Annotated in this window: 22 protein-coding genes; 10 read left to right on the top strand and 12 right to left on the bottom strand. The window is 65.9% G+C overall.

Translation table 11 applies throughout. The features are described from left to right. Positions 1-38: 38 nt before the first annotated feature. Positions 39-242: a hypothetical protein gene (locus tag ACWDXS_RS07515; protein ID WP_449963220.1), complete on the top strand. Its 204-nt coding sequence runs from the start codon at positions 39-41 to the stop codon at positions 240-242. A 254-nt stretch (positions 243-496) separates the two neighbouring features. On the opposite strand, the gene ACWDXS_RS07510 is transcribed toward ACWDXS_RS07515, so the two are convergent. The 3 genes from ACWDXS_RS07510 to ACWDXS_RS07500 are packed head-to-tail and all read right to left on the bottom strand — an operon-like array spanning position 497 to position 4,136. Beyond that, positions 497-1,672 carry a serine hydrolase domain-containing protein gene (locus tag ACWDXS_RS07510; RefSeq protein ID WP_449963217.1) on the bottom strand — a complete coding sequence of 392 codons (1,176 nt, stop codon included), beginning with the start codon at positions 1,670-1,672 and terminating at the stop codon, positions 497-499. Positions 1,673-1,719: 47 nt separating this feature from the next. Next, positions 1,720-3,222: an MFS transporter gene (locus tag ACWDXS_RS07505; RefSeq protein ID WP_449963214.1), complete on the bottom strand. Its 1,503-nt coding sequence runs from the start codon at positions 3,220-3,222 to the stop codon at positions 1,720-1,722. Between the two features lie 56 nt (positions 3,223-3,278). Continuing rightward, positions 3,279-4,136, bottom strand: coding sequence for a methyltransferase domain-containing protein (locus ACWDXS_RS07500; RefSeq protein WP_449963211.1), 858 nt, complete (start codon positions 4,134-4,136; stop codon positions 3,279-3,281). 47 nt (positions 4,137-4,183) lie between these two features. Here ACWDXS_RS07500 and ACWDXS_RS07495 point away from each other — a divergent pair, with 47 nt between their 5' ends. Beyond that, complete coding sequence (locus ACWDXS_RS07495; protein WP_449963208.1) at positions 4,184-4,762, top strand: helix-turn-helix domain-containing protein; 579 nt, start codon at positions 4,184-4,186, stop codon at positions 4,760-4,762. Between the two features lie 233 nt (positions 4,763-4,995). After that, the gene (locus ACWDXS_RS07490; RefSeq protein ID WP_449963205.1) at positions 4,996-5,142 is read left to right on the top strand and encodes a hypothetical protein; all 147 of its coding nucleotides are present in this window, start codon (positions 4,996-4,998) and stop codon (positions 5,140-5,142) included. Positions 5,143-5,272: 130 nt separating this feature from the next. Here ACWDXS_RS07490 and ACWDXS_RS07485 read toward each other — a convergent pair whose 3' ends face one another. After that, the gene (locus ACWDXS_RS07485; RefSeq protein WP_449963202.1) at positions 5,273-6,286 is read right to left on the bottom strand and encodes an NADP-dependent oxidoreductase; all 1,014 of its coding nucleotides are present in this window, start codon (positions 6,284-6,286) and stop codon (positions 5,273-5,275) included. Positions 6,287-6,406: 120 nt separating this feature from the next. On the opposite strand from ACWDXS_RS07485, the gene ACWDXS_RS07480 reads away from it, so the two are divergent. Further along, positions 6,407-6,973: a TetR/AcrR family transcriptional regulator gene (locus ACWDXS_RS07480; RefSeq protein WP_449963199.1), complete on the top strand. Its 567-nt coding sequence runs from the start codon at positions 6,407-6,409 to the stop codon at positions 6,971-6,973. Positions 6,974-7,000: 27 nt separating this feature from the next. On the opposite strand, the gene ACWDXS_RS07475 is transcribed toward ACWDXS_RS07480, so the two are convergent. Beyond that, positions 7,001-7,684: a response regulator gene (locus tag ACWDXS_RS07475; RefSeq protein WP_449963196.1), complete on the bottom strand. Its 684-nt coding sequence runs from the start codon at positions 7,682-7,684 to the stop codon at positions 7,001-7,003. Beyond that, positions 7,681-8,913: a sensor histidine kinase gene (locus ACWDXS_RS07470; RefSeq protein WP_449963194.1), complete on the bottom strand. Its 1,233-nt coding sequence runs from the start codon at positions 8,911-8,913 to the stop codon at positions 7,681-7,683. Before ACWDXS_RS07470 ends, ACWDXS_RS07475 begins: the two co-directional genes overlap by 4 nt. Before the next feature lie 107 nt (positions 8,914-9,020). On the opposite strand from ACWDXS_RS07470, the gene ACWDXS_RS07465 reads away from it, so the two are divergent. The 3 genes from ACWDXS_RS07465 (at position 9,021) to ACWDXS_RS07455 (ending at position 12,587) form a co-directional block, all read left to right on the top strand. After that, positions 9,021-10,976: an alpha/beta fold hydrolase gene (locus ACWDXS_RS07465; RefSeq protein WP_449963191.1), complete on the top strand. Its 1,956-nt coding sequence runs from the start codon at positions 9,021-9,023 to the stop codon at positions 10,974-10,976. A 137-nt stretch (positions 10,977-11,113) separates the two neighbouring features. Next, entirely contained in the window at positions 11,114-11,947 is an 834-nt protein-coding gene (locus tag ACWDXS_RS07460; RefSeq protein ID WP_449963188.1) for an inositol monophosphatase family protein, read from the top strand. Positions 11,948-11,990: 43 nt separating this feature from the next. Next, positions 11,991-12,587 carry an NADPH-dependent F420 reductase gene (locus ACWDXS_RS07455; RefSeq protein WP_449963185.1) on the top strand — a complete coding sequence of 199 codons (597 nt, stop codon included), beginning with the start codon at positions 11,991-11,993 and terminating at the stop codon, positions 12,585-12,587. Between the two features lie 315 nt (positions 12,588-12,902). On the opposite strand, the gene ACWDXS_RS07450 is transcribed toward ACWDXS_RS07455, so the two are convergent. Next, the gene (locus ACWDXS_RS07450) at positions 12,903-13,352 is read right to left on the bottom strand and encodes a hypothetical protein (protein ID WP_449963182.1); all 450 of its coding nucleotides are present in this window, start codon (positions 13,350-13,352) and stop codon (positions 12,903-12,905) included. A 390-nt stretch (positions 13,353-13,742) separates the two neighbouring features. Here ACWDXS_RS07450 and ACWDXS_RS07445 point away from each other — a divergent pair, with 390 nt between their 5' ends. The 3 genes from ACWDXS_RS07445 to ACWDXS_RS07435 are packed head-to-tail and all read left to right on the top strand — an operon-like array spanning position 13,743 to position 16,194. Next, positions 13,743-14,960: an acetyl-CoA C-acetyltransferase gene (locus ACWDXS_RS07445; RefSeq protein WP_449963453.1), complete on the top strand. Its 1,218-nt coding sequence runs from the start codon at positions 13,743-13,745 to the stop codon at positions 14,958-14,960. Positions 14,961-14,989: 29 nt separating this feature from the next. Beyond that, positions 14,990-15,745: a 3-oxoacyl-ACP reductase FabG gene (gene fabG, locus ACWDXS_RS07440; protein ID WP_449963179.1), complete on the top strand. Its 756-nt coding sequence runs from the start codon at positions 14,990-14,992 to the stop codon at positions 15,743-15,745. Continuing rightward, a complete protein-coding gene (locus tag ACWDXS_RS07435) occupies positions 15,742-16,194 on the top strand; it encodes a MaoC family dehydratase (RefSeq protein WP_449963176.1) in 453 nt (150 codons plus the stop codon). The genes fabG and ACWDXS_RS07435 overlap by 4 nt, the downstream gene beginning before the upstream one ends. A gap of 94 nt (positions 16,195-16,288) precedes the next feature. Here ACWDXS_RS07435 and ACWDXS_RS07430 read toward each other — a convergent pair whose 3' ends face one another. The 5 genes from ACWDXS_RS07430 to ACWDXS_RS07410 all read right to left on the bottom strand — a co-directional run bounded on the left by ACWDXS_RS07430 (position 16,289) and on the right by ACWDXS_RS07410 (position 21,991). Beyond that, positions 16,289-16,891: a TetR family transcriptional regulator gene (locus ACWDXS_RS07430; protein WP_449963174.1), complete on the bottom strand. Its 603-nt coding sequence runs from the start codon at positions 16,889-16,891 to the stop codon at positions 16,289-16,291. 862 nt (positions 16,892-17,753) lie between these two features. Further along, on the bottom strand, positions 17,754-18,170 hold the full coding sequence (locus ACWDXS_RS07425) for an acyl-CoA thioesterase (protein WP_449963171.1): 417 nt from the start codon (positions 18,168-18,170) through the stop codon (positions 17,754-17,756). A 95-nt stretch (positions 18,171-18,265) separates the two neighbouring features. Continuing rightward, the gene (locus tag ACWDXS_RS07420) at positions 18,266-19,804 is read right to left on the bottom strand and encodes a class I adenylate-forming enzyme family protein (RefSeq protein ID WP_449963168.1); all 1,539 of its coding nucleotides are present in this window, start codon (positions 19,802-19,804) and stop codon (positions 18,266-18,268) included. A gap of 119 nt (positions 19,805-19,923) precedes the next feature. Further along, positions 19,924-20,736 (bottom strand): enoyl-CoA hydratase-related protein, encoded by an 813-nt coding sequence (locus ACWDXS_RS07415; RefSeq protein ID WP_449963165.1) that lies wholly within the window; start codon positions 20,734-20,736, stop codon positions 19,924-19,926. 76 nt (positions 20,737-20,812) lie between these two features. Further along, positions 20,813-21,991: an alpha/beta fold hydrolase gene (locus ACWDXS_RS07410; protein WP_449963163.1), complete on the bottom strand. Its 1,179-nt coding sequence runs from the start codon at positions 21,989-21,991 to the stop codon at positions 20,813-20,815. Positions 21,992-22,041: the final 50 nt, after the last annotated feature.

The raw sequence follows: 22,041 nt of genomic DNA, 5'->3' as shown, positions 1-22,041 counted from the left end.
GCCCACCGGCCGCGGCCGGCGAGGGCGCAAACCTCGCCATGTACGACGGCGCCGACCTGGCCGCTGAGCTGGTCGAGCAATCCGACACCGAGGCCGCGCTCACCGCCTACGAACAGCGGCTTTTCCCGCGCAGCAGCGACGCCGCAAGCCGCTCGGCGCAGAACCTGGAGGTCTTCTTCGGCCGGGAAGCACCTCACAGCGTCGTCACTCTGTTCGATCGCGATCATCGCTTGTGTGACTGAAGGTGCCGGTTGGCCGTGTGCGTGTTGGCGGTGGCCAGCTCACCGCGGCGAGTGCGCGTGTCAACGCCAGCCGTCGAAGCGGCAGATGATCGCCATTTCGTGGCGATCATCTGCCGATGGAAGCGCAATGGCATGACCAAACTGCTGCCGGATTTTCGGCCGACTCACGCTTGGGCACTGGGTTCTCAGGTCATGTGCACAGTCAGATCATGGGTGTTGCCACGAACCTCCCTGTGCGTGTGGTCGCCTATGCGTTATGCCTCGAGGGACTTCTGGAGTGCTGTGGTGAGGCGGTCGGCTCGTTCGTCGGCGGTGTTGGTCAGTTGGTTGTTGAGGTAGCCGAAACCGATCTCGGCGTCGGCGTCGGCGAAGCCGAGGCTGCCGCTGGATCCGTCGTGGCCGAAGGCGAAGTCGGAGAGAAGGGGACGGGCCGAGCTGTTGATCAGGAATCCGGTGGAGAAGCGGATGCCGGGCGGGGTGAGCACGCCGGGCCAGCCTGTGCCGCTCGAGCGTGGTGCCAGCGCGTCGGTGATGCTCTGGTCGCTCAGGAGCCGGGGGACGTTGTCGATCGTGGACACCGCCGCGGCGTAGATCCTGGCCAGGGCGGTGGCCGACATGATGCCGTTGGCCGCGGGGATCTCCGTTGCGTGCAGGGCAGCGGAGTTGAAGTCGGTGGGGCTGTTGTCGAGGAAGCGGACGGGAAGGGCACCTCCCAGCGTCACCGACCGCACCAGGGCCGGCATGCTCATCACCTTCTCGAGCAGGGCGTGTGCTTCCGGTCCGGTGATCTCCGGTGCGGGGTGGATACGGGCGACGCGGGGCTCGACGTGGGCGGGCAGACCGATCCAGGCGTCGGCGGTCAACGGTGTGGTGAGGTACTCGGCCAGCAGGTCGTGGGGTCGCAGTCCGGTGGCTCGTCGCAGGATCTCGCCGGTGAGCCAGCCGAAAGTCAGTGCGTGGTAGGCGAAATCGGTGCCGGGTTCCCAGTGCGGTCGCTGCGCTTGGATGGCAGCGATGACGGGTGTCCAGCGGGCGACGTCTGCGAAGGTGAGGTCGGTGTCGAGCGCGACCAGTCCGGCGCGGTGCGCGAACACGTCACGGATCGTCGTGCGCTGCTTGCCGTTTGCGCCGAACTCCGGCCACAGGGACGTGACAGGGGCATCGAAGTCGAGCAGGCCGCGTTGCTGTGCGATGTAGCCGCACAGGGCCATCAGGCCCTTGGTGGCGGAGAACCCGACGGCGACGGTGTCGGCGTTCCATGGCTGTCCGGTGGTGTTGTCGGCATACCCGCCGTACAGGTCGACCACCAATCGGCCGCGATGGTAGATCGCGCAGGCGGCGCCGGTTTCGGAACCGCGGGTGAAATTGTCGGTGAAGGCGTCGGCGACGGGCCCGAAGCCTTCGTCGGCGAAACCGTGGATCTCGGTCATGAGCACTCTCATCTGGACTGTTGCGGGGGGACAGGTGGGCGGTTACGTCACACGAGGGAAGGTGCTGGGTCCTGCGGGGTCGGTGCTGTGGTCCTGGACCGGTAGAGCAGCGCGGTGATGGCGGCGCCGACGACGAACAGCGCCGCAGACCACCCGAACGCGGTGGTGTAGCTGGTGATCGCGGCGTTCGCCCGGGCCGTGGCGTCGGTGGCGTCCCTGCCGACCATGTAGGTGGCTGCCGCGCCGGCGGCGAGGGTGTTGAGCAGGGCGGTGCCGATCGAACCGCCGATCTGCTGCATGGCGTTGACCGTCGCCGAGGCCACACCCGCGTCCGCGGCGGCGACACCGTCGGTGGCCAGCGACATGGAGGCGGGCACGATGGCGCCCAGCCCCGCGCCGATCAGCAGGAGCGGCGCCAAGATGTTGGTCAGGTAATCGGAAGTGAGACTGATGCCGGTCAGCAAGGCCAGGCTGAGGGCGGCGAGGAGGAATCCGGTCGGCAGCACGATCTTGGGCCCGAAGCGGGGGACGAGTTTCATCGTGGCGACCTGCGCCATGACCATCATGGCGACGATCATCGGCAGGAATGCCAGGCCGGTCCTGATGGGGCTGAAGCCGAGATCGAGCTGGAGGTAGTAGGTCAGAAAGAGCAGCACACCGAACAGGCCGGCCCCGGTGACCGTGAGTGTGGTGAACGAGGCGGCGCGGTCGCGATCGGTGAGGATGCGCAGCGGCAGCAGCGGGTGCTTCGCGCGGGTCTGCCACCAGGTGAACGTGACCACCAGCAGAGCGCCGCTGACGAGGGCACCCCAGGTCAGGGGGGAGCTCCAGTCGTGCGACTCGGCATTGGAGAATCCGTAGACCAGCGTGAACAGGCCTGTCGAGATGAGCAGGGTGCCGGGCAGGTCCAGTTTCGAGTTCACCGCGTCGCGCGTGTTGTACAGGAGCTTCCAGCCGCCGACGAGGGCGACAGCGGAGAAGAGGACGTTGATGTACATCGTCGAGCGCCAGTCGAAGACTTCGGTGAGGGCGCCGCCGATGAGCAGGCCGAACACGGTGCCGGAAGCCCCGATCGCGCCGAAGATCCCGAAGGCTTTCGCCCGCTCCCCGGCCTCGGTGAACGTCGTGTTGAGCAGGGACAGCGCGGCCGGTGCGAGCAGAGCGGCGGACACGCCCTGGAAGGTGCGGGCGGCGACCAGCATGTCGAAGCTGGTCGCCATTCCGCCGACGGCGGAGGCGGTGGCGAAGCCGACCGCGCCGATGAGGAAGGCGGGTTTGCGGCCGAAGAGGTCGGCTAGGCGGCCGCCGAGCAGCAGCAGGGAGGCGAAGGCCAAGGCGTAGGCGGTGATGATCCACTGGCGGTCACCGTCGGAGAAGCCGAGATCGGCCTGAGCCGAGGGCAGGGCGATGTTCACGATGGTGGTGTCGAGGACGATCATCAGCTGGGCGATGCCGATGATCACCAGGATCCACCAGCGCCTCGGCTGGAGCGGCGGCGCGGGCGGCGTCTCGGCGGGCACTGTTGCGGGGGACAGGTGTGTGTTGCTCATGACAGAACCGTTTCTGGGCGCGAACAGGGGAATCGGGGAAGGTCGGGGCGTTCGGGTCAGGGGCGGCGGGCGGCCCAGGTGGTGCGGGTGGTCCGGACGGTGAGGTCGGCGCGCCGCAGGATGCTGTGGGGGCCGTCGCTGTCGAGGACGGCGTCGAGTGCGGCCATGTCGTCAGGGCTGAGCCGACCGCCGAGGTGGGAGCGCTGTTTGTGCAGGCACACCTGCGCGTAGCGGCCGGTGGCCGGTGGCAGCGGTACGGGCAGATCGAGGGCGAACGGCCGCTCGGCTTCCAGGACGAATCCCGCGCGGTCCAGGTGCTCGGTCCAGTCGAGGGGCGGGCCCGGGTTCAGGGTGGCGTGGACGCGGGCCTCGAGACCGGGACGTCCCACGCCGATGTCGTCGGGCAGGAAGCGGGGGAAGAAGTCCATCTCGGTGACCGCCAGCAGGCCGCCCGGGCGCAGGTTGTCGAACGCTTCGGCGAGCACACGGTCGGGGTCGGCCATGTGGTGCAGTGATGCGGCCGCCCAGACCAGGTCGCTGGTTTCCAACTGCGGCCAGCCCTCGTTCAGATCGGTCCGGACGCCCTGGACCCGGTCGGCGAGTCCGAGCGCGGTTGCTTTCTTCGCCAGCCGGTGCAGTAGCTGGGGGGAGAGATCCAAGGCTGTGACGGCGGCGTGTGTGAAGCGCTGTGCGAGGGCGAGGGTGCCGGTCCCGGTCCCGCTGCCCAGATCGACGATGCGAACGGGCTCCCGGTCGGACAGCTCGCCCAGCCAGTTGATCAGCTGCGTGAGGTAGGACCGCAGAACCTCGGCGTCCAGCTCCAGGAGCTCGGCCATCGCGACCGTGTCGGCGTCGGCTCCCGCGTGGTCCTGGTGCGTGTGAAAGGTGGTGGTTTCGGCGGGGTTCGTGTGCATGCTTCGACCGTAGCGCCGCCTTGCGTAGATCGCATACACTCTTGCATATGACGCAAGAAAGCGATTTGGACAGCACGGTACGCATGCGCATCCGGAGTCTGCGGCGGGCACGTGGCTGGTCTCTGGACAACCTCGCCGAGCGTGCCCTGATGAGTCCGTCCGGTCTGAGCCGTATCGAGACCGGGCGTCAGCGCATCAGCCTGGACCAGCTGACCGCACTGGCTCGAGCCCTCGGCACCTCGATCGACCAGCTGGTGGAAGCAGTCAACGACGAGGATGTCGTGATCAGGCCCGAGCGTGACGAGCAGCGGGGCCTGACCACCTGGCTGCTGAGCCGCGGCTCAGCGCCCGCCGGTGTCAGCGTCGCCAAGATGCGCATCACCGACCAGGCGCGAGGACCGGGTGTCGACGAGCTCGGCGTGCACCCGGGCCGGGAATGGTTCACCGTCCTATCCGGCACCGTCACGCTGATCCTCGGCGAACGCGCTGTCCGGGTCGAGACCGGCCAGGCCGCCGAGTTCTCCACGATGACCCCCCATGCTGTCAAGGCACACGGCGGCCCGGCGGAGATCCTCGTCATCCTCGACCACGACGGACAGCGCACTCATCTGCACCCCCCGGTGTGAGCCGCCCTGCCTGCGGGCGCGGCTTCGCCGGAACTCGTCGGCCTCCGCCCCGAGCACGTCCAGCAAGCCAGCGGGCAGGCCGACGTTCTCCGGGCGGAGCCGCTCGCGGCGGCTGCGCAGGAACGCCCCGAGTTCCTTCTTGTCCATAACTGAACTCTGCCCGTCACCCGGGACGGTTGCCTGGTGCAGGCCTGTGGCTGTCTCCGCCCGGCAGTCGAACGGACGCTGTCACCATGACTAACGAAACGAACGCCACGCCCCTCGGCCTGCTCACCGGCAAGGTCGTGTTCATCACCGGCGCCAGTCGCGGCATCGGCGCGGCCGCGGCCCGGCTACGGCGATTACCCGACACAACCCGCCACGCCCGGCACCGATCGTGACAGCGGCACCGGGGGTCTGCCGGGTCAGTTGGCGGTGGCGTGCGAGCGATCATGTCGGTGGTGGCCACAACAAATACACCTCTTACCAGGATTCAGTAGTCGGTGGTTCGGCGGCGCAGCCGGTCGGGGGTTATGTGACCGTGAGGACGACCTTGCCCTGAAGGTGCCCGTGCGCGGCGCGCGCGTGTGCGGCCCGGGCGTCCGCGAGGGTGAACGTGCTGTCGATCGCGACGCGGATCACGCCCGCGTCGAGCAAGCGCACCAGTTCGGCGAGCTGGGTGCCGTTCGTGCGGACTTGTGTGCCGCTGACGGTGATGCCGAGTGCCGCGTTCTCCTCGTCGTCGAACTCCCCGACGTAAACCGGGTGAAGGGCTCCGCCGCGCTTCAGGGTGGGCAGGAATCGTCGGCTGGTTGGGCCTCCGACGGCATCCAGGACGACGTCGATGCCCCGCACGTGGTCTTCGGGACGCCTCTCGGTGTAGTCGATGAACTCGTCGGCGCCGATTTCGCGCAGGAACTTCTCGTGGCGTCCGGATGCCACGGCGATGACGCGGGCCCCCTTCCACTTGGCCAGTTGCACGGCAAGATGACCCACGCCGCCCGCTGCGCCGTTGACGAGCACAGTGGTGTCGCCGTTCAGCTCCGGGGGACGATGCCTGGCGTCCTGAAACGGGGAGGGATGGTCGTGGCCGACATCGATCAGGTATTGCCACGCCGTCAGCCCCGACATCGGCAACCCGGCGGCGCGCGTGTGGTCGATCGTGGCCGGCTTGGGGGCGAGATCGGATGTCGCAGCGGTGACGTACTCGGCGTACGCACCGCTTTGCATCAGGACGGGGAAACGCAACATGCCGATGACCTCGTCCCCGGCGGTGAAGCTGTGGACGTCGTCGGCGACGGCGTGCACGGTACCCGAGATGTCGGTCCCCGGGATCAAGGGCAGGTCGAGCGTGGGCTTGAACTCGGGCGGGATGCCAGGCATGCCCTCACGTACGTACCAGTCGGGTGGGTTGAGGCCGGCGGCGTGCACGCGGACGAGTACCTCGCCCGGCGCCGGTTCGGGTATCTCTGCCTGTTCGTGGCGCAGCACTTCGGGGCCGCCGAATTCGTGTAGCCGGATGGCGTTCATCGTGTGGGCCGACATCGTTCTCCTTCCATCTGTGGTGCGGGTACGCTGATTCGGATCAGCGATCCATTTAAATGGTTCACTGATCCGAATATATGGATCAGTGAACCATTTAGTCAAGGGATAAGTGAGGGAGCCATGCGAGCCGACGCCAGGAGAAACCGCGACCATGTGCTCACCGTGGCGGGAACCGTCATCAGTGAGCAGGGTGTCGATGTCTCGATGCGCGACATCGCACGCAGGGCCGACGTCGGGCTCGCGACGCTGCTGCGGCACTTCCCGACGCGCGAGGAGTTGCTGGAGGCGCTGCTGCACACCAGCTTCCACGAGCTGACGGCCCGGGCAGCCGAGGTAGAGGCGTCGCAGGCAGTCGAGGTCGCGCTGGTCGCGTGGGTGCGCGAGTGTGCCGCGTGGACCACCGAATATCGCGGCGTGACGGTGCTGATGACGGCCGCTATCGAGGACCCCGGGTCCGCACTGCACGTCTCGTGCACCACCCTGCGCGCGGCCGGTGCCCGCCTGCTTGCCCGGGCGCAGGCCGTAGGCGCGGCGCGCGATGACATCGACGGCGACGACCTGTTCGCACTCATTGCCATGCTCGCCTGGGCAGGTGACCAACCGGCGCTCGCTTCCCGGGCGGACCGGCTGTTCACCGTTGTCGCTGACGCGATCCTGACGAGCACGGAGGACAGCGGGAGCGGGTGAATCCGTTGACGGTGACGGCGTGTCCGGTCATAGCCCGGACGTGTCGTTCGGTTCGATCAGGCCGTGGTGATGGGCGAAGCGTACGGCATGTACGCGGTCTCTGAGTCCGAGTTTGGCCAGCACACGTGAGACGTGGGTTTTGACCGTCTGTTCGCCGACGTAGAGCTGTTCGCCGATGTCGGCGTTGGAAAAGCCGGCGGCCATAAGCAGGAACACCTCCCGTTCGCGTGCGGTGAGCCGATCCAGGCCGGGAGCTCGTTCCCGGTCCGGAGGATCCGGGGTCAGCGCGTGGACCAGCCGTGGGGCCAGTCGGCTGGTGATCGACGGGTCGAGATAGGTGTCGCCCCGGGCGGCGACGCGGATCGCGGTCACGAGTTCTTCGGGGGGCAAGCTTTTCAGGACGAACCCGCTCACCCCGCAGGCCAATGCCGAGCGCAGGTAGTCGTCGGTGCCGAACGTGGTGAGCAGGAGGACTTTCAAGGTCTGCCGCCCTGACGACATCAGCTGCCGGGCGGCGGAGAGACCGTCGAGTTTCGGCATGCGCACATCCAGGACGGCGAGGTCCGCGTCAAGGGACCGGATGGCCTCGATCGCGCTGTACCCGTCACCGACGTCGGCGACGCATTCCATGTCCGGCTGAGCGTCGAGGACCGCGCGAAAGCCGGACCGGAACATCGCGTGGTCGTCGGCGATCACGATCCGCAAGGTCATGACTGACCTCTCAACGGAATCGCGACGCTCGACTCCCAGTAGAGCCCGTCGCCGACGATGCCGAAGGCTGCCGATCCGCCCAGTGTCTGCGCGCGCTTACGCATTCCCTCGAGTCCGATGCCGAAGCCGGCGGCCGGGGAGCCGCTCCCGATCGGATCCACGCCGGAGACGATCCGATTGCGGGCGGTGAAGCATATGCGGTCGCTACCGTAGTCGAGTTCTATTCGAGCACGTTTCCCGTCACCGTGGCGCAGCGCGTTGGTCATCATCTCCTGCGCCACCCGGTACAGCGTGGTGTCGATGGCACGGGGCAGCGGGTAGGCGGTGTTGTAGACGACGTAGGTCACCTGAAGGCCCGAAGACCCGACACCGTCGAACAGATCGGGCAGCATCGCCAGTCCCGGCTGATCGGGTGACTCATCACCCTCGTGCAGCAGCGAAAGCAGTCGGCGCAGATCGACCATTGCGGCCTGACTGGACTCCTCGACCGCGGTGAGCGAGGTGCGCACCGCGCCGTCGGCGGTGCGCAGGTCCGCAACGAGGTTGAGCCGGGCCGCCGTGGCGTGGACGCCGATCGCGCTGACATGGTGGGAGATGACGTCGTGCAGCTCGACGGCGATCGTTTCTCGCTCCTTGGCGACTGCCTCGGCAACCTCGGCTTGCGCGTCTCGCAGTGCGGCCTCGCGTCGGTGGCGCAGTTCGTCCACATGCGCTTTGCGTGCAGTGGTATATCGCCCGACCAGCCACGGCATCAGCGCATTGGCGGCCACGAGGCTCACCAGGGCAGCCGGTGCAGTGAGCCCAGCGATCAGCAACGAACACAGGACCCCACCGCACGAGGCCGCCAGCGCCGCACCGGCCGGCCAACCTCGCAGCCAGGCACCGGCCCGGTACGCACTGACCAGCTGGCCCGCGGTGCTCGCGCTCCGGCCGGGAAGCACGAACGCAAGCGCGCACATCAGCGTGACCTGCCCGACCGCGACCCAGCCGGAGAACCTCGGCGCAGTCACCAGGGCCACGTCCGCGATCACTATCGCGGTCAGCAGAAGGGGGTTCCACGGCCCTGATTCGGGACCGTGCGTCAAGAAGCTCACCACGTCGACGACCAGGCACACGACGCCCACCAGGACGGACTGACGCGCCAGAGAACGCTCCGTCTCGTTCGTACCCGCGCGCCCGAGCCATCGGCCCAGCGCAGCGCGGTCCACCTCGTTTCTGGCGCTGAGCATCCGGTCATTGTGCCCGGCGTGAACCGGCCGGGAGTCCCTCCCGAGAGGGATAGTGATCACATCACAGGGTGACGCCGACCGGTAGCCGCGGCTCATAGCGTGCCGTTATGCGCTTGTCCCTCTCCCGCCGCCGGATGGTGGCCCTCGCCGGCGGCGGGGCCGTTCTGCTCGTCCTGAGCACCCTCACCTTCTGGCCCGACGACACCCCGAGTGTCCCGCCCGGTGCCGCGCCGGACTCATTGACCCTCGAGTCCTGCACCTACGACATGGAAGCGGGAACGCGGCCCGCGGATTGCGGGACGCTCGTGGTCGCGGAGAACCGCTCGAACCCGGCGTCGAACCTGATCGCCCTGCCCCTGGTCCGGATCCGCGCCACCGAGCAGCCCGTGGGCGAACCGATCATCCGGCTCGGCGGCGGACCGGGCCTGACGAACCTGGAATTCCCCGAAGCGAGCCGACTCACCGACCACCACGATGTCGTACTCGTCGGTTACCGGGGAGTCGACGGCTCACGACGCCTCGACTGTCCCGAGGTGAGATCCGCGCTGCAATCGTCGTCGGACGGCATGACGGGACCGGACGCGCTTTCCTCGACCAGCCGGGCGTTCGGTCAGTGCTCGAACCGTCTCCAGCACTCGGGCGTCGACCTGACCGGCTACTCGGCTGTCCAGCGGGTCGAGGACATGGAATCGGCGAGAAGAGCTCTCGGCTACCAGAGGGTGAATCTGGTCAGCTCGAGTGCGGGAACCCGGACCGCGATGGTCTACGCGTGGCGCCACCCCGAGGCGCTGCTGCGCTCGGCCATGATCTCGGTCAACCCGCCCGGCCATCTGTTCTGGAACCCGCGCGTCACCGACTCCCAGTTCGCGCAGTACGCCCAGCTGTGCCGGGCCGACGCCGCGTGCGCTGCGAAGACCCCCGATCTCGCGACCACGATCCGCGACACCGTCGCCACGATGCCTTCGAGGTGGGGGCCGTTTCCCATCGAGAACACCAACGTGCGGGCCCTCGGCCAGTACGCGATGCACCACAACGGCGGCGGATCAGCCCCCAACAACGCGCCCACCGCCATCGACGCCTTCCTCGACGGCGGCCCATGCGCCCTGTGGGCGATGTCGGTACTTGCCGAGACCGCGCTGCCGACCTCCATCGTCTGGGGCGAGTTCGCGTCGTTCGCCATGATCGACGCCCCCACCGTGCGGGACTACTACGCCCAGGGTGGCGATCCCGGCTCGATCCTCGGCAACGCCTCGACCGACTTCCTCTGGGGTGGCCCGAACGGATTCTCCACCGTGTGGCCGGACAGCCCCGACAACGCCGGATATCGCACGGTCGGGCCCAGCGCGGTCGAAACGCTGCTCATCGGCGGCGAGCTCGACTTCTCCACCCCGCCGGTGAACGCGACGAACGAACTGCTGCCCGCGCTGTCGAGCGGGCACCAGGTGGTGCTGCCCGGTCTCGGCCACACCCACGACTTCTGGGAACACCAGCCCGAGGCGGGCAAGCACCTGCTGACCACCTTCTTCGATACCGGTTACGTCGACAGCACTCAGTTCGACCGGCGTCCCGTCGCCTTCGACGCCGTGCCGTTGAGCATGTCGACGATCGCCGGTCTCCTCGTCGGCGTCCCCACCGGCGGGGTTGTGCTGGGCGGGCTGGTACTCGGCCTGCTGGCCCGCAGGCGCCTGCGTCGCGGCGCCTCGAATCGCCGGGCGAGCCAGTGGATCCGGGCGCTGACCATGGTGCCGCTCGGCCTGGCCGGCTGGTTTCTCGGGGTGTTGGTCATCTGGACGCTGGCGCCGGGCTGGTTCATCGCCGACCCGGTCGTGGTGGTGCCCGGCACCGGACTGCTGATCGGCCTCGGTGCGCACTTCGCTCGACCGGCGGCCAAGCCCGGACCCCGGTTCACGGCTGCCGCGACAGTGGCTGGGGCGCTCGTTGGGGCGTTGCTGGGGTCGCTGGCGGGCACGGGATTGATGATCCCGGTCCTCGGGATCCTCGGCGCGGCGCTGGGCGCGAACCTCGTCGTGGAGTTTCGAGGAGGTGCACCTTCAATTGCGTGAGAATCATTCCAGCAATGCTTTACATGCACTTGCTGTTAATTGTTAGCCCTTCTACCTTCGAGATGCGGGCGCGAATGCAACACGGTTCCGCCTGGTCCTGCTGTTCACCCCACCCCTGCTCAGATGGGAGCACCTCCATGTCCGATTCGATCCAGACCTCCGCAATTGCCGCAACCGCCGGCTCCACGTCCGACGCCGACCTGCTCGGCCAGACCGCCGACGCCGTACGCGCGGCGGGTTCGGTGCTGCGGGAACGGTTCGGAGACGTGGTCCGCTACGAGACCCGCGAAGAGTTGATGCGCGCGCTCGCTGCCAACGATGACGCGGCCCTCGACGTCTTGGCCCCCGCTCTCAGGCGCCTACGCCCTCACGCTCGCTTCGTGGAGGACGAGCTCGCGGGCGGGGCGCTGCCCGACGGCGAATGGTGGGTCGTGGACCCGGCCGAAGGCAACGTCAACCACCTACACGCACTGCCGGAGTGGGCGGTGACCGCGACTCTTGTGCGCGACAACCAGCCGGTGCTCACCGCGGTGCACCTGCCGTTGACCGGTGAGACCTACACCGCACTCGCCGGCGGGGGCGCCCACCTCGACGGCCGCCCGCTGCACGTGTCCCAGACCGTGGACCTCGGCCTGAGCCTGGTGTCCACGAGTCAGGCCCGGCCGGACGAGGACGAGCAGGTTGTGCAGCGCATCGGCTCCTCGATCACCGCGATGCTCTTCGGCGCGCTTGTCGTGCGGACGTCCGTGCCCGCCACCTTGCACCTGCTGAACGTGGCCGCCGGCCGCATCGACGCCTTCTGGCAGTTCGCCGGTGCCCGCGCGGACCTGCTGCCCGGGGCGCTGCTCGTCAACGAGGCCGGTGGCCGGATCACCACCGCCGAGGGCCGCCCCTGGACCCCGCAGAGCGAGAGCTTCCTGGCCGCCGCGCCCGGCGTTCACGCCGAGGCCGTCACCACGCTCTCCCGCTGACCCACACCACAACACTCCACACCTACGGAAGGACTCCATCATCATGAGCTCGATCGCAGTTCTCGGAAACGGCCGCGTCGGCGCCAACCTGGCCGAGGCCCTCACCCAGGCCGGGCACGAGGTAACCGTGGCCGACCGCGCGCCAGGCGCTGGCGCCGCTGCCGCCCGAACAGCCCAGATCGTCATCAACGCCACCCCGGGAGCAGGCTCGCTGGAGCGGCTCAGCGCGTTGCGCGAGGAACTGCGAGACAAGATCCTCATCGATGTCTCCAACGCGACCACCGACGGACCGGACGGACTGCCCGCTGACCTGATCTACCCCGGCTCGAGCCTGGCCGAGAAGCTCCAACAAGCGCTTCCCGAAACACGCGTTGTCAAGACCCTCAACACCATGCTCTTCCCGGTAATGACCGCTCCCGCCGCGCTCGCCCAGGCGCCGACCGTCTTCCTCTCCGGCGCGGACCCGGAAGCCAAGCAGGTCGTACGCGGGCTCCTCGCCGACCTCAGCTGGCAGCAGGAGTGGATCACAGACCTCGGTGGGATCGAGACCGCCCGGGCCACGGAGGCCGCGATCCTGTTCGTACCGCATGTCATCCGATCCACCGGATTCACGCCCTTCGCCATCTCGATCGCCCGCTGAAAGCCCGGGCCAACTCTGCCGGCGGATGACCGTCAGACTTGTCGTGGCGTGCGGACGCCGACGGACGCTGCTCCGGCTGGCGAGGAGTCTGTGAACTCGCTGTTCAGCCGTGGTTCGGCAGGAATGCGAGCTGGCCGAGGACGGCGGTGATGAGGCTGGTCCAGGGCCAGCTTCAGGGCCGGTCGGAGGATGAAGCGACGGCCAGCGGCCCACAAACTGTCAGCCCGAACAAGCGGAGCCGTGGACGGCGATGGATCCCGCAGCCTGCGCCGATGAGGACAAGCATCGGTATCCAGGAGAGCGACCTGCACGATCTCAACCCAGTTTCAGTTCTCGGCCATCCGCTGGGGGCCGGTTGCACGGGCGGCCCGGGTCCATCCGTCGAGCTATGTGCGTGGCGTGCGGCCATAGCCGCTCGATTTCGCGGACGCAGTGAGGCAAATAGGTTGTCTGGCAAGGGGATTCGCTGTCCGTCCGGGAATTTGCGATGCAATTCGGCAGGTTGAGGGCAGGCCGCAACATCACGATGCGGTGAATTCGCCAATCGGCGTGATAGTCGACCTGTTCGCCGGCAAGGTCGGGGAACAGGCGGTGCAGGGCGTCGATGAAGCGGTGCAGCTGGCGCCATTCGCCGTGCCACGCGGCGCGCTGCTGTGGAGAGCCCGCCAGTGTCATGTCAGTTTCGAGCCTCGCTGCCTGTGCAGTGAGGATTTCAAGGAATTTGCGGCCCTGAGCCACGTCCGGATCGTCGTCGGGGTGGCTCATACCGACTGCTCAGCTGGAGTTGGGCAGGACTCGGTCGGCGTCGTCTTCGACCAGCAGCGGAACGTAGTCCCGGCTCGTATCAATTGCCATCTGGATCGGCTGCGGCCAGGTCGGTGACGTGGATGGTCGGAGCTACGGGCGACGTTGGACTTTGTGGGGCGGGCCGACCGGGTTCTGTGGTGAACTGCGGCAACAGGCAGATGTCGGGGTGGGTGGGTATTTGGAGCTCTGTGGAGAGTTGCATCGGCCATGCCATACGACCGTCGACGCTGCGTCGTGTCGGTATGTGACATGCCAGACACTCCTATGGCGCGGTCTCTATTGACCGAGAGGTGTGGCCTGCTGCACGATGAGCTAAGCAAGCGCTTACTTAGTTTGAGGAGAGATTCGATGCCAGAAGCTGTGATCGTCGCTGCGGCCCGTTCCCCGATCGGCCGCGCAGGCAAAGGCTCGCTCAAAGACATGCGTCCCGATGACCTCACTGTCCAGATGGTGCGTGCGGCGCTGGCGCAGGTGCCGGAACTGGATCCCTCCTCAATCGAGGACCTGGTGCTGGGCTGTGGTCAGCCGGCTGGTGAGTCGGGGTTCAACATGGCCCGGGTGGTCGCTGTCGCCGCCGGGCTGGACACAGTGCCGGGTACGACTGTCAACCGCTACTGTTCGTCGAGCTTGCAGACCACGCGTATGGCGCTGCATGCGATCAAGGCGGGCGAGGGCGATGTGTTCATCTCGGCAGGAGTCGAGACGGTGAGCCGCTTCGTCAAAGGTTCCGCGGACGGCGCGCCCGACACTGAGAACCCGCTCTTCACCGAGGCTGTGGCCCGCTCCGCGCAGCGTGCGGCGGGCAGCGCGTCGTGGACTGACCCGCGCGGCGATGGGCTGCTGCCCGACGTGTACATCGCCATGGGACAGACCGCCGAGAACGTCGCTCTGCGCACCGGGATCACCCGCGCCGAGCAGGACGCCTTCGGTGTCCGCTCGCAGAACCTGGCCGAAAAGGCCATCGCGAATGGATTCTGGGACAACGACATCACTCCGGTCACGCTGCCCGACGGTTCGGTGGTCAGCGCCGACGACGGTCCCCGGTCCGGGGTCACGCTAGAAACTGTCTCCGGGCTCGCGCCGGTCTTCCGGCCCGACGGGACCGTCACCGCGGGCAATTGCTGCGCGCTCAACGACGGCGCGGCGGCACTGGTCATCATGTCCGACACCCGCGCGAAGGAACTGGGCGTCACGCCGCTCGCACGTGTCGTGAGCACCGGCGTTTCGGCGCTCTCGCCCGAGATCATGGGGCTGGGCCCGATCGAGGCCTCGCGTCGAGCATTGGCGCGCGCCGGGCTCGGTATCGGTGACATCGATCTGGTCGAGATCAATGAAGCCTTCGCGGTCCAGGTGATCGGCTCGGCCCGCGAGCTCGGCATCCCCGAGGACAAGCTCAACATCAACGGTGGCGCGATCGCGATCGGACATCCGTTCGGCATGACCGGCGCCCGGATCACCAGCACGTTGATCAACTCGCTGCGCTACCACGACAAGCAGTTCGGCTTGGAGACCATGTGCGTCGGTGGCGGACAGGGCATGGCGATGGTGCTGGAGCGACTGTCGTGACACAACCCGAAAAGATCAGGAGTGATTCGATGACCACCACCAACACTGCAATCGTGACCGGCGCGGCAAGGGGTATCGGTGCCACCGTGGCCCGCCGCCTCGCCGCCGACGGACTGGCCGTTGCCGTGCTCGACCTCGACGAGGCAGCATGTAAGCCGGTCGTCGAGCAGATCGAGATCAGCGGCGGGCGCGCGATCGCCATCGGCGCCGATGTTTCCGACGAGGCCGCCGTGGATGTCGCGATCGAGCGGGTTGTCGCCGAGCTCGGCGCACCCACTGTGCTGGTCAACAACGCCGGCGTCATCCGAGACAACCTGTTGTTCCGGATGAGCGCCGACGACTGGGACACCGTGATGAATGTGCATCTGCGCGGCTCGTTCTTGATGAGCCGAGCGGCCCAGAAGTACATGACCGCAGCTGGTTTCGGGCGCATCGTGAACCTGTCGAGCACCTCGGCGCTGGGCAACCGCGGCCAGGCGAACTATTCGGCGGCCAAGGCAGGCCTGCAAGGTTTCACCAAGACCCTCGCACTGGAACTGGGCAAGTTCGGTGTGACCGTCAACGCGATCGCGCCCGGATTCATCGAGACCGAGATGACGGCCGCGACCGCGGAACGCATGGGTGTGCCCTTCGAGGACTTCAAATCTGCGGTGGCGGCACAGATTCCGGTCGCCCGGACCGGTGTCCCCGACGACATCGCCCACGCCGTGGCGTTCTTTGCCAGTCGCGGTGCCGGGTTCGTGTCCGGCCAAGTGCTCTACGTCGCGGGAGGCCCCACCTCGTGAATATCTTCCAGAACATCGGCGAGGTCGAGGCCGCGGTCGGTACACACCTCGGGTACTCCGGTTGGCACACGGTGACCCAGGATCAGATCGATCTGTTCGCCGAGGTGACCGGTGACCGTCAGTGGATCCACGTCGACCCGGACAAGGCTGCGCTGGGTCCGTTCGGGACAACCATCGCCCACGGATATCTGACGCTGTCGCTGGTCGCGCACCTGATCGACGAGGTGTATCGGATCGATGGGGTGCAGATGGCCGTCAACTACGGCGCCGACAGAGTGCGCTTTCCCGCGCCGGTCCCGGTCGAGTCCAGGCTTCGAGCCGGGGTGGAGTTGTTGTCGGTTGCCGAATCCGGCGCCGGACATCGGATCACGACTCGGGTCACCGTGGAACGCGAGGGTGGGGACAAGCCCGGGTGTGTGGTCGATGTCGTCGTGCTCGTGGTGGCCTGACTCGGCAAGGACCTTCAGCGGCGCGGGTCTGTGGTCGGCCCGGCTTCCCGTGTCACCGATGCCTATCGATGACACGGGATTTCGTTATTGCGAGTCAGCGAGCGCCGACAATGCGTAGAGCCATCTCGGCGTAGGTGTTGGCGATGTCTTCGGGGCTCCAGTCGCCGCTCTCTCGGTACCAGCGAGCGATGTCGATACCGAGAGAAAGGAGCGCGACGGTGGCTATCCGTGAGTCAGGGGTGTGAAAGACGCCGGCCGCGACACCTCGGTCGACGAGCTCACGAATCGTGTGGTCTATGCGACGGCGAACCGCACGGATCTCGGCCAAATGCTCGGAGGTGAGCGAGGCAAGCTCGTAGTTGACGATGCGGGCCACGGTTTGCCCCTGGGCATGATGGACGGCGAAGTCATGAATGACGTTTCGCAGCGCCGTGGTCGGCTCGCTCGAGGAGGCGACCGCGTTGCGGACCACGTCCAGTGTTTCCTGGTGACCCGACCGCGAGATCAGGTAGAGGAGCTCTTCCTTGGATTTGTGGTGCACATAGACCGCGGCCGGGCTCATCCCGGCCGCGGTCGCGATGTCGCGGGTGGTCGTGCCGTTGAAGCCCTTCTCTGCGAAGGCGGCGATGGCGGCATCCAGCAGGCGCGCTCGGGTCGCATCGCCGCGGGGCTCGGTGGTTTCGCTGGTCTCGGTCATCTCGCGGCCATTATCTCGCGAGGGTGCCATTTGCGGCGGAGTGGGCCGTGTGGCGTGCTCGAGGGTTGTCGAGGTGCTGTTCGTGGTGGGACTTGTTTGTCTATGGCCGTGTGCTAGCCGAGTGCGAATGCCATCGTGACGTCGAACGCTCGTCGGGTTCGGCCAACCCTACGACCGCACCACCCGCTGCCGAAGACGGCTCCGGTGACGGGCCATCAGCTGAGGCACCGATCGATGAACTCTGCGTTCCTAGTCCGATCGACGGTGCGGTGCCGAGGTCGAGATAGGGTCGTCGGCGAGGTAGGAGCGCAGCACCCACCTCGCGTGTTGTCGGAAGGGCTCATCCCTGCGGGTACTGCGGGCCTTCAAGATGCGCTGAACCCGATCACGGAACACCGCCGGCGAGATTCCGAACCTGACCAGAAGTTCCTCGCTCGGTGGCCCGCCGAACGGCTCCCACACCAGGGCCACATCGATCAGTCGTTGTTCCTCGGGGAGCATAGCCTTCCTACCGGGTCGACCTGCCAATGGCAGGGAGTGGAGAGGATGGGTTGTTGCCTGCCGCCGCGCAGCGATCTGTCTCGGGGAGAGCGATACGCGGTGCAGTCGGTGAGCTCAGGTGATGGTGACGCCGCCGTCGATAGCGATGGTCTGCCCCGTGTTCAAGACCTACTCCGACGCGGATGTCATCGCTGCGGGATATGTCGAACTCGCCCTCCGCATGGTCGGAGCGCGGAGGTCTGGGCGCCGTTCCAGGCGTTGACCGAGCGGTAGTGGGGCGGCGTCGTACCGGGGCTGTGGCTTGGTCGGTTTCGGAGTCCGGACACCGAACCCGCGGCGACAGCGTGCTTTCCCCGCAGGTTCAGTGGTGAAGGTTGAACGAGCTGGCACTGTTCGTGCCTAGCGCTGCTTCCCGTTCGTAGTCGGTCATGGGTGTGGACGCGCGGGTCACGGGGTCCCACCGAACCAAGGTGGATTCGCATTCCGCGCAGATTCCGCGCTTGGCGGTACGTATGACTTCGCGAGTACCCAGGCTGGAGGTGCCGACGTGGAAAATCTCGACGCCGACACGGATTTCTTCATCGCCAATGACGATCTCTTGCTTATAGGTGATATCCAGGTGGGCGATCACGAAGTTCATCGTGTTGATTCCGCGTTGTTGGATCCAACGGGAACGCGCTTCATCGAGTAGCGAAACAAGTGAGGCATGGTATACGTGACCGAGTTGGTCGGTGTCGCGCCAGCGAAGACTGACGGGGATGTAGTCCGTATCTACCATCCGCTCATCGGCTCCATGACCGGTGGAGCGAACAAGGATTGCTGGTCAATGGCATTTTTTGGTGTCCTCTTCGGAGTAGGTAGAAATGAACTTTGTCAGGATTTGAAAGACACTTGTGAAGTATTGATGTATTCGCTTGCCTGTGAAGTGAGCGCTTGGCGGTCAACCTTTCCGGACGCCATTAATGGCCATGTCCCGGGTGGCACCGCGATGACTCGCTTGGGAATCTTGAATGCGGACAACTTTCCTGAACACACTCCGCGGACAGCATCCTCGGAAAGTTCCGATCCTGGTCGGAACTCGACAAGCGCGACCACGATCTGTCCCCAGCGATCGTCCGAGACGCCGACAACAACCGTCGACCGAATAGCGTCGACATTGGAGACGAGAAACTCCTCGACTTCATGGCAGGCGACATTCTCGCCGCCGGTTTTGACCATGTCCTTCAGGCGGCCATCGAAAGAGAATGTGTGTCCGGGGTTGAGCCTCACCCGGTCGCCGGTTCTGAAGTAGCCGGCTTCATCACAGTGCTTTTCGCCGTCGACATAGCCGCGGAATAGACTCCACCCCCTGATAGCGAGTTCTCCGCTCATGCCCTCGCGAACCGGCTGGTTGGTCACTGGGTCAATGACCTTGACCTCGACACCCGGGACGGGCATCCAGTGACCGGCGCGCCGGATCTCGTCGGGCTGTGACGGGCGGGTGCCGGCCGCCAGTCCTGATGTCTCGGTCATGCCATAGCCGGTCACGATGCGCGTCACTCCGACAGCGCGGAGGCGGTCGTAGGTTTGCTCGGAGCCGGTGATCATCGCGGTCGTCCAGTACGGGTGACGTCGTCGGTCGTAGGTGGCCGCAGCGAGAACTGCGTCGATCATCGAATCGAACCCGACCAAGACTGTGGCTCGCGCGTGCTCGAAGATCTGAAGGATCCGTTCAGCGTTGAACCGGATCGGGATGGTAGCTGCGCCGACCAGGTGCATGCTGAGTATTCCGTCGACGACTCCTCCCACGTGGTAGTGGGGGAGCATGTGGATCATGCGGTCTTCGGCCGAGATTTCACCGGTGAGGCCGACATAATGAGCGGCGCCAACGAGGCCGGCGTGAGTGATCAACACCCCCTTCGGAGTGCTTGTGCTTCCACTTGTGAATAGCAGCATCGCGGTGTCGTCGGGGTTGCAGGCCTGCGCCTCGGGGCTGATGTCGGGCCGCTGCCACCTGATCTCGAGGTTGTCGTCGATCACCCCAAAGCTCGGCCTTCGAAGGGGATCGACCATGCCAAGTGCGACAGGCAGCGGCTGGCCCGGTTCGCCGAGCCTTGTATCGGACACGGCATAGATCGCGGCGGAGCGCCGAATCACCGACTCGACTTCGACCGGCGTCCAGTACTCGTTGATCGGAACGGAAACCGCGCCGATCTGGGACAGTGCGTACAGTACGACGATCCCCTTGAGCCCGGTCGAGATCGAGACGATCACGCGATCGCCAGGGCTGATGCCGATGGAGCTTAGACCGGTCGCGACCAGCTCGACATCACCTGCAAGCTCACCGAAGGTTCGTGCTGTATTCCCGTCGAGCACAGCCATCCGCCCCTGGTGCAGCCTTGCGGCGCGCTCCAGTACTTCGTGGAGCTTCATTCTGGGTCGGAGTTCTTCTGCCCAAGTGTCAATCATGTGCCTAGTCCGTGGTTGTGCGGGGAGCGGCAGGTAGGCCTTGCCGAACTTCCTGGCTGTCGATCGAGTAGGTGTCGAACACGTCATTCTTGAGGGAACGACAGTCCAGGAAAGGCCGGCGGTCGGCCTTCGATGTAACTCATGACTCCCTCCACGAGGTCGGGTTTGTTGAGCGCCTCCAGCGTTCGAGCGTCGGCATCTGTGAATGCCTCGTAGAAGGAGTTTTCCTCGGCAAGTAGCAGCTGTGCTTTGATTGTGCTCACCGACGCCGGTGAGCAGTTCGAGGCCAGATCAGACGCATATTTTATTGCTGCCGACAGTACCTGGTCAGATTCGGCTACGAAGTCGACCAAACCGATGGAAGTTGCCTCTTTTCCATTCACAACCCTGCTCGAGAACAGAAGATCGGCAGCCCGGCCTCGTCCGACGATTCGTGGCAACAACCACGAGGCACCGTATTCTGCGACCAAACCACGTCGGGAGAACGAGGTGGTGAATTTTGTATCGGGTGCCGCGAACCTGATGTCACAGTAGAGGGCATGCACCAGGCCGATGCCCGCAGCAGCGCCGTTTATCGCGGCGATCAGTGGCTTCCTGAAGGTGAGTGGACGATAATGAGGAACGGCAGCCTGTGGAATGGAGATATCCTCTCGCTCGCCCACGATTGCCATGTCTTCCATGTCTGCGCCCGAACAGAATCCGCGACCTGCGCCGGTCAACACGACTGCGCGAACGTCGGGATCGGCCTCGGCTTCATCCAGCAGGGCGAAGTAGCGAGATTCCATCGCGTCATTCCACGCATTCAGCTTCGTGGGCCTGTTCAGGGTCAGAACAAGAACGGGACCGTGGCTTTCGGCTAGGACGACATCGTTGGCCGTTGGGCTTGGACTGGTCACGGCAATTATCCCCTGTCGAGGTTGGTTTCACGAGGCACGAGGTGGATCAAATGTGATTGCTTGGCGGACACTGCGACTATTGATTCGATGAGAACTTGTCGGCGAGCCACTTTATTGTTTCCGGCATTCCTGCAGTCGCCAGCTCGTCATGTCCCACTCCCGGGAAGGCGGTGAACGTCACATTTCCGCCGAGCCTCTTGGCGTCGGCGATCGCCGACTCGATCCCTTCGATCGGAGTATCGACGTCGGCAGTGCCGTGGAGGACGAGCAGGGGCCTGGAGAGCGGACTGTGCCCTGTCTCGTGTTCTCGGAGGAGGCCGACCAGTTTTTCGCGAGCTTGCGAGGATCGGAATGTGAATTGATCTGCCGGAATGCTCTTCTTGGCGAAGTACTCGGCAAGCTCCATCACGCACAGCTTCTCGAGGCTGGGGAGCGTCGACCGTGCCTGCTCGCCCAAGTAGTCGGCGTAGTCGAATTCTTCTTGAGTCCTCATGCCTGCGAGGATCATCACGTAGTACATCTGGAAGATGGGGTCGCTGGCGCCCGCGACTTGATCGATGTCTTTGGACAGTGACGAGACGGGAGCCATGGCGACGGCACCGCGGTAGTCGAGTCCCGATCCGTACGATCCTGCCAGTTCATTGGTAGCCCACGATGCTTGGCCGCCCTGCGAATGGCCGACAGAGGCCCACCGATCAGACAGCCTGCTGTCGATCGTCTTGGCGGCGCGTACCGAGTCGATCGTGGCTCGACCGGCAGAGTCTGCGACGAGGTAGGTGTGGGTCCCGGGCGTGCCGAGTCCGACGTAGTCGGTCGCGACGACTGCGTAGCCAGCGTGAAGCAGCGCGCTCACCGATCCGGCGTAGTAGTGGGGGCCGGAAGTGGTCGAGGGTGCGCAATCATCGCCCATTCCGGTTGTTCCGTGGTCCCAGGCGACAATCGGCCAGCCGCCAGCGGGCGCATCGCCCGGGGGGATCAGCAGCATAGCGCTGGACTGAACCGAATTGTGGTCTTGGTCGGTGGTGCTGTAGACGAAGTTCTGAACATTTGTCCCCGCGGGGTAACCGGGATCCGGTCGCCCTGCTGCTGTGGAATAGACCGCTGCCCGATTCTGATCCGGGGCATTTGGAGATTGCGCTGCCGAACTGCAAGCAGAGACCAGCGCAGTCACCGCGATGGCGGACGCGAACATGCGGGCCAGACGGCGTGTCTGCTTACGGTGTCGGAGAGGATGGGGGCCCTGCGATTCACTCATTTCTTCACTCCTCATTGAGTTTCGCAATGCTGTAACAGTTCGAAACCGTT

Source organism: Nocardia sp. NPDC003183, from assembly GCF_053590715.1.
Note: the sequence above shows the minus strand (reverse complement) of the source record. Positions and strands in the feature narration are given on the sequence as shown.

Bases quoted from the DNA above. Each gene is read 5' to 3' on its own strand.
- ACWDXS_RS07420 (WP_449963168.1), bottom strand. From the start codon at position 19,804: ATGAAGCTCCACGAAGTACTGGAGCGCGCCGCAAGGCTGCACCAGGGG.
- fabG (WP_449963179.1), top strand. From the start codon at position 14,990: ATGACCACCACCAACACTGCAATCGTGACCGGCGCGGCAAGGGGTATC.
- ACWDXS_RS07490 (WP_449963205.1), top strand. From the start codon at position 4,996: ATGACTAACGAAACGAACGCCACGCCCCTCGGCCTGCTCACCGGCAAG.
- ACWDXS_RS07510 (WP_449963217.1), bottom strand. From the start codon at position 1,672: ATGACCGAGATCCACGGTTTCGCCGACGAAGGCTTCGGGCCCGTCGCC.
- ACWDXS_RS07495 (WP_449963208.1), top strand. From the start codon at position 4,184: ATGACGCAAGAAAGCGATTTGGACAGCACGGTACGCATGCGCATCCGG.
- ACWDXS_RS07485 (WP_449963202.1), bottom strand. From the start codon at position 6,286: ATGTCGGCCCACACGATGAACGCCATCCGGCTACACGAATTCGGCGGC.
- ACWDXS_RS07470 (WP_449963194.1), bottom strand. From the start codon at position 8,913: ATGCTCAGCGCCAGAAACGAGGTGGACCGCGCTGCGCTGGGCCGATGG.
- ACWDXS_RS07450 (WP_449963182.1), bottom strand. From the start codon at position 13,352: ATGAGCCACCCCGACGACGATCCGGACGTGGCTCAGGGCCGCAAATTC.
- ACWDXS_RS07475 (WP_449963196.1), bottom strand. From the start codon at position 7,684: ATGACCTTGCGGATCGTGATCGCCGACGACCACGCGATGTTCCGGTCC.
- ACWDXS_RS07480 (WP_449963199.1), top strand. From the start codon at position 6,407: ATGCGAGCCGACGCCAGGAGAAACCGCGACCATGTGCTCACCGTGGCG.
- ACWDXS_RS07455 (WP_449963185.1), top strand. From the start codon at position 11,991: ATGAGCTCGATCGCAGTTCTCGGAAACGGCCGCGTCGGCGCCAACCTG.
- ACWDXS_RS07515 (WP_449963220.1), top strand. From the start codon at position 39: ATGTACGACGGCGCCGACCTGGCCGCTGAGCTGGTCGAGCAATCCGAC.
- ACWDXS_RS07410 (WP_449963163.1), bottom strand. From the start codon at position 21,991: ATGAGTGAATCGCAGGGCCCCCATCCTCTCCGACACCGTAAGCAGACA.
- ACWDXS_RS07500 (WP_449963211.1), bottom strand. From the start codon at position 4,136: ATGCACACGAACCCCGCCGAAACCACCACCTTTCACACGCACCAGGAC.
- ACWDXS_RS07465 (WP_449963191.1), top strand. From the start codon at position 9,021: ATGCGCTTGTCCCTCTCCCGCCGCCGGATGGTGGCCCTCGCCGGCGGC.
- ACWDXS_RS07460 (WP_449963188.1), top strand. From the start codon at position 11,114: ATGTCCGATTCGATCCAGACCTCCGCAATTGCCGCAACCGCCGGCTCC.
- ACWDXS_RS07445 (WP_449963453.1), top strand. From the start codon at position 13,743: ATGCCAGAAGCTGTGATCGTCGCTGCGGCCCGTTCCCCGATCGGCCGC.
- ACWDXS_RS07430 (WP_449963174.1), bottom strand. From the start codon at position 16,891: ATGACCGAGACCAGCGAAACCACCGAGCCCCGCGGCGATGCGACCCGA.
- ACWDXS_RS07505 (WP_449963214.1), bottom strand. From the start codon at position 3,222: ATGAGCAACACACACCTGTCCCCCGCAACAGTGCCCGCCGAGACGCCG.
- ACWDXS_RS07425 (WP_449963171.1), bottom strand. From the start codon at position 18,170: ATGGTAGATACGGACTACATCCCCGTCAGTCTTCGCTGGCGCGACACC.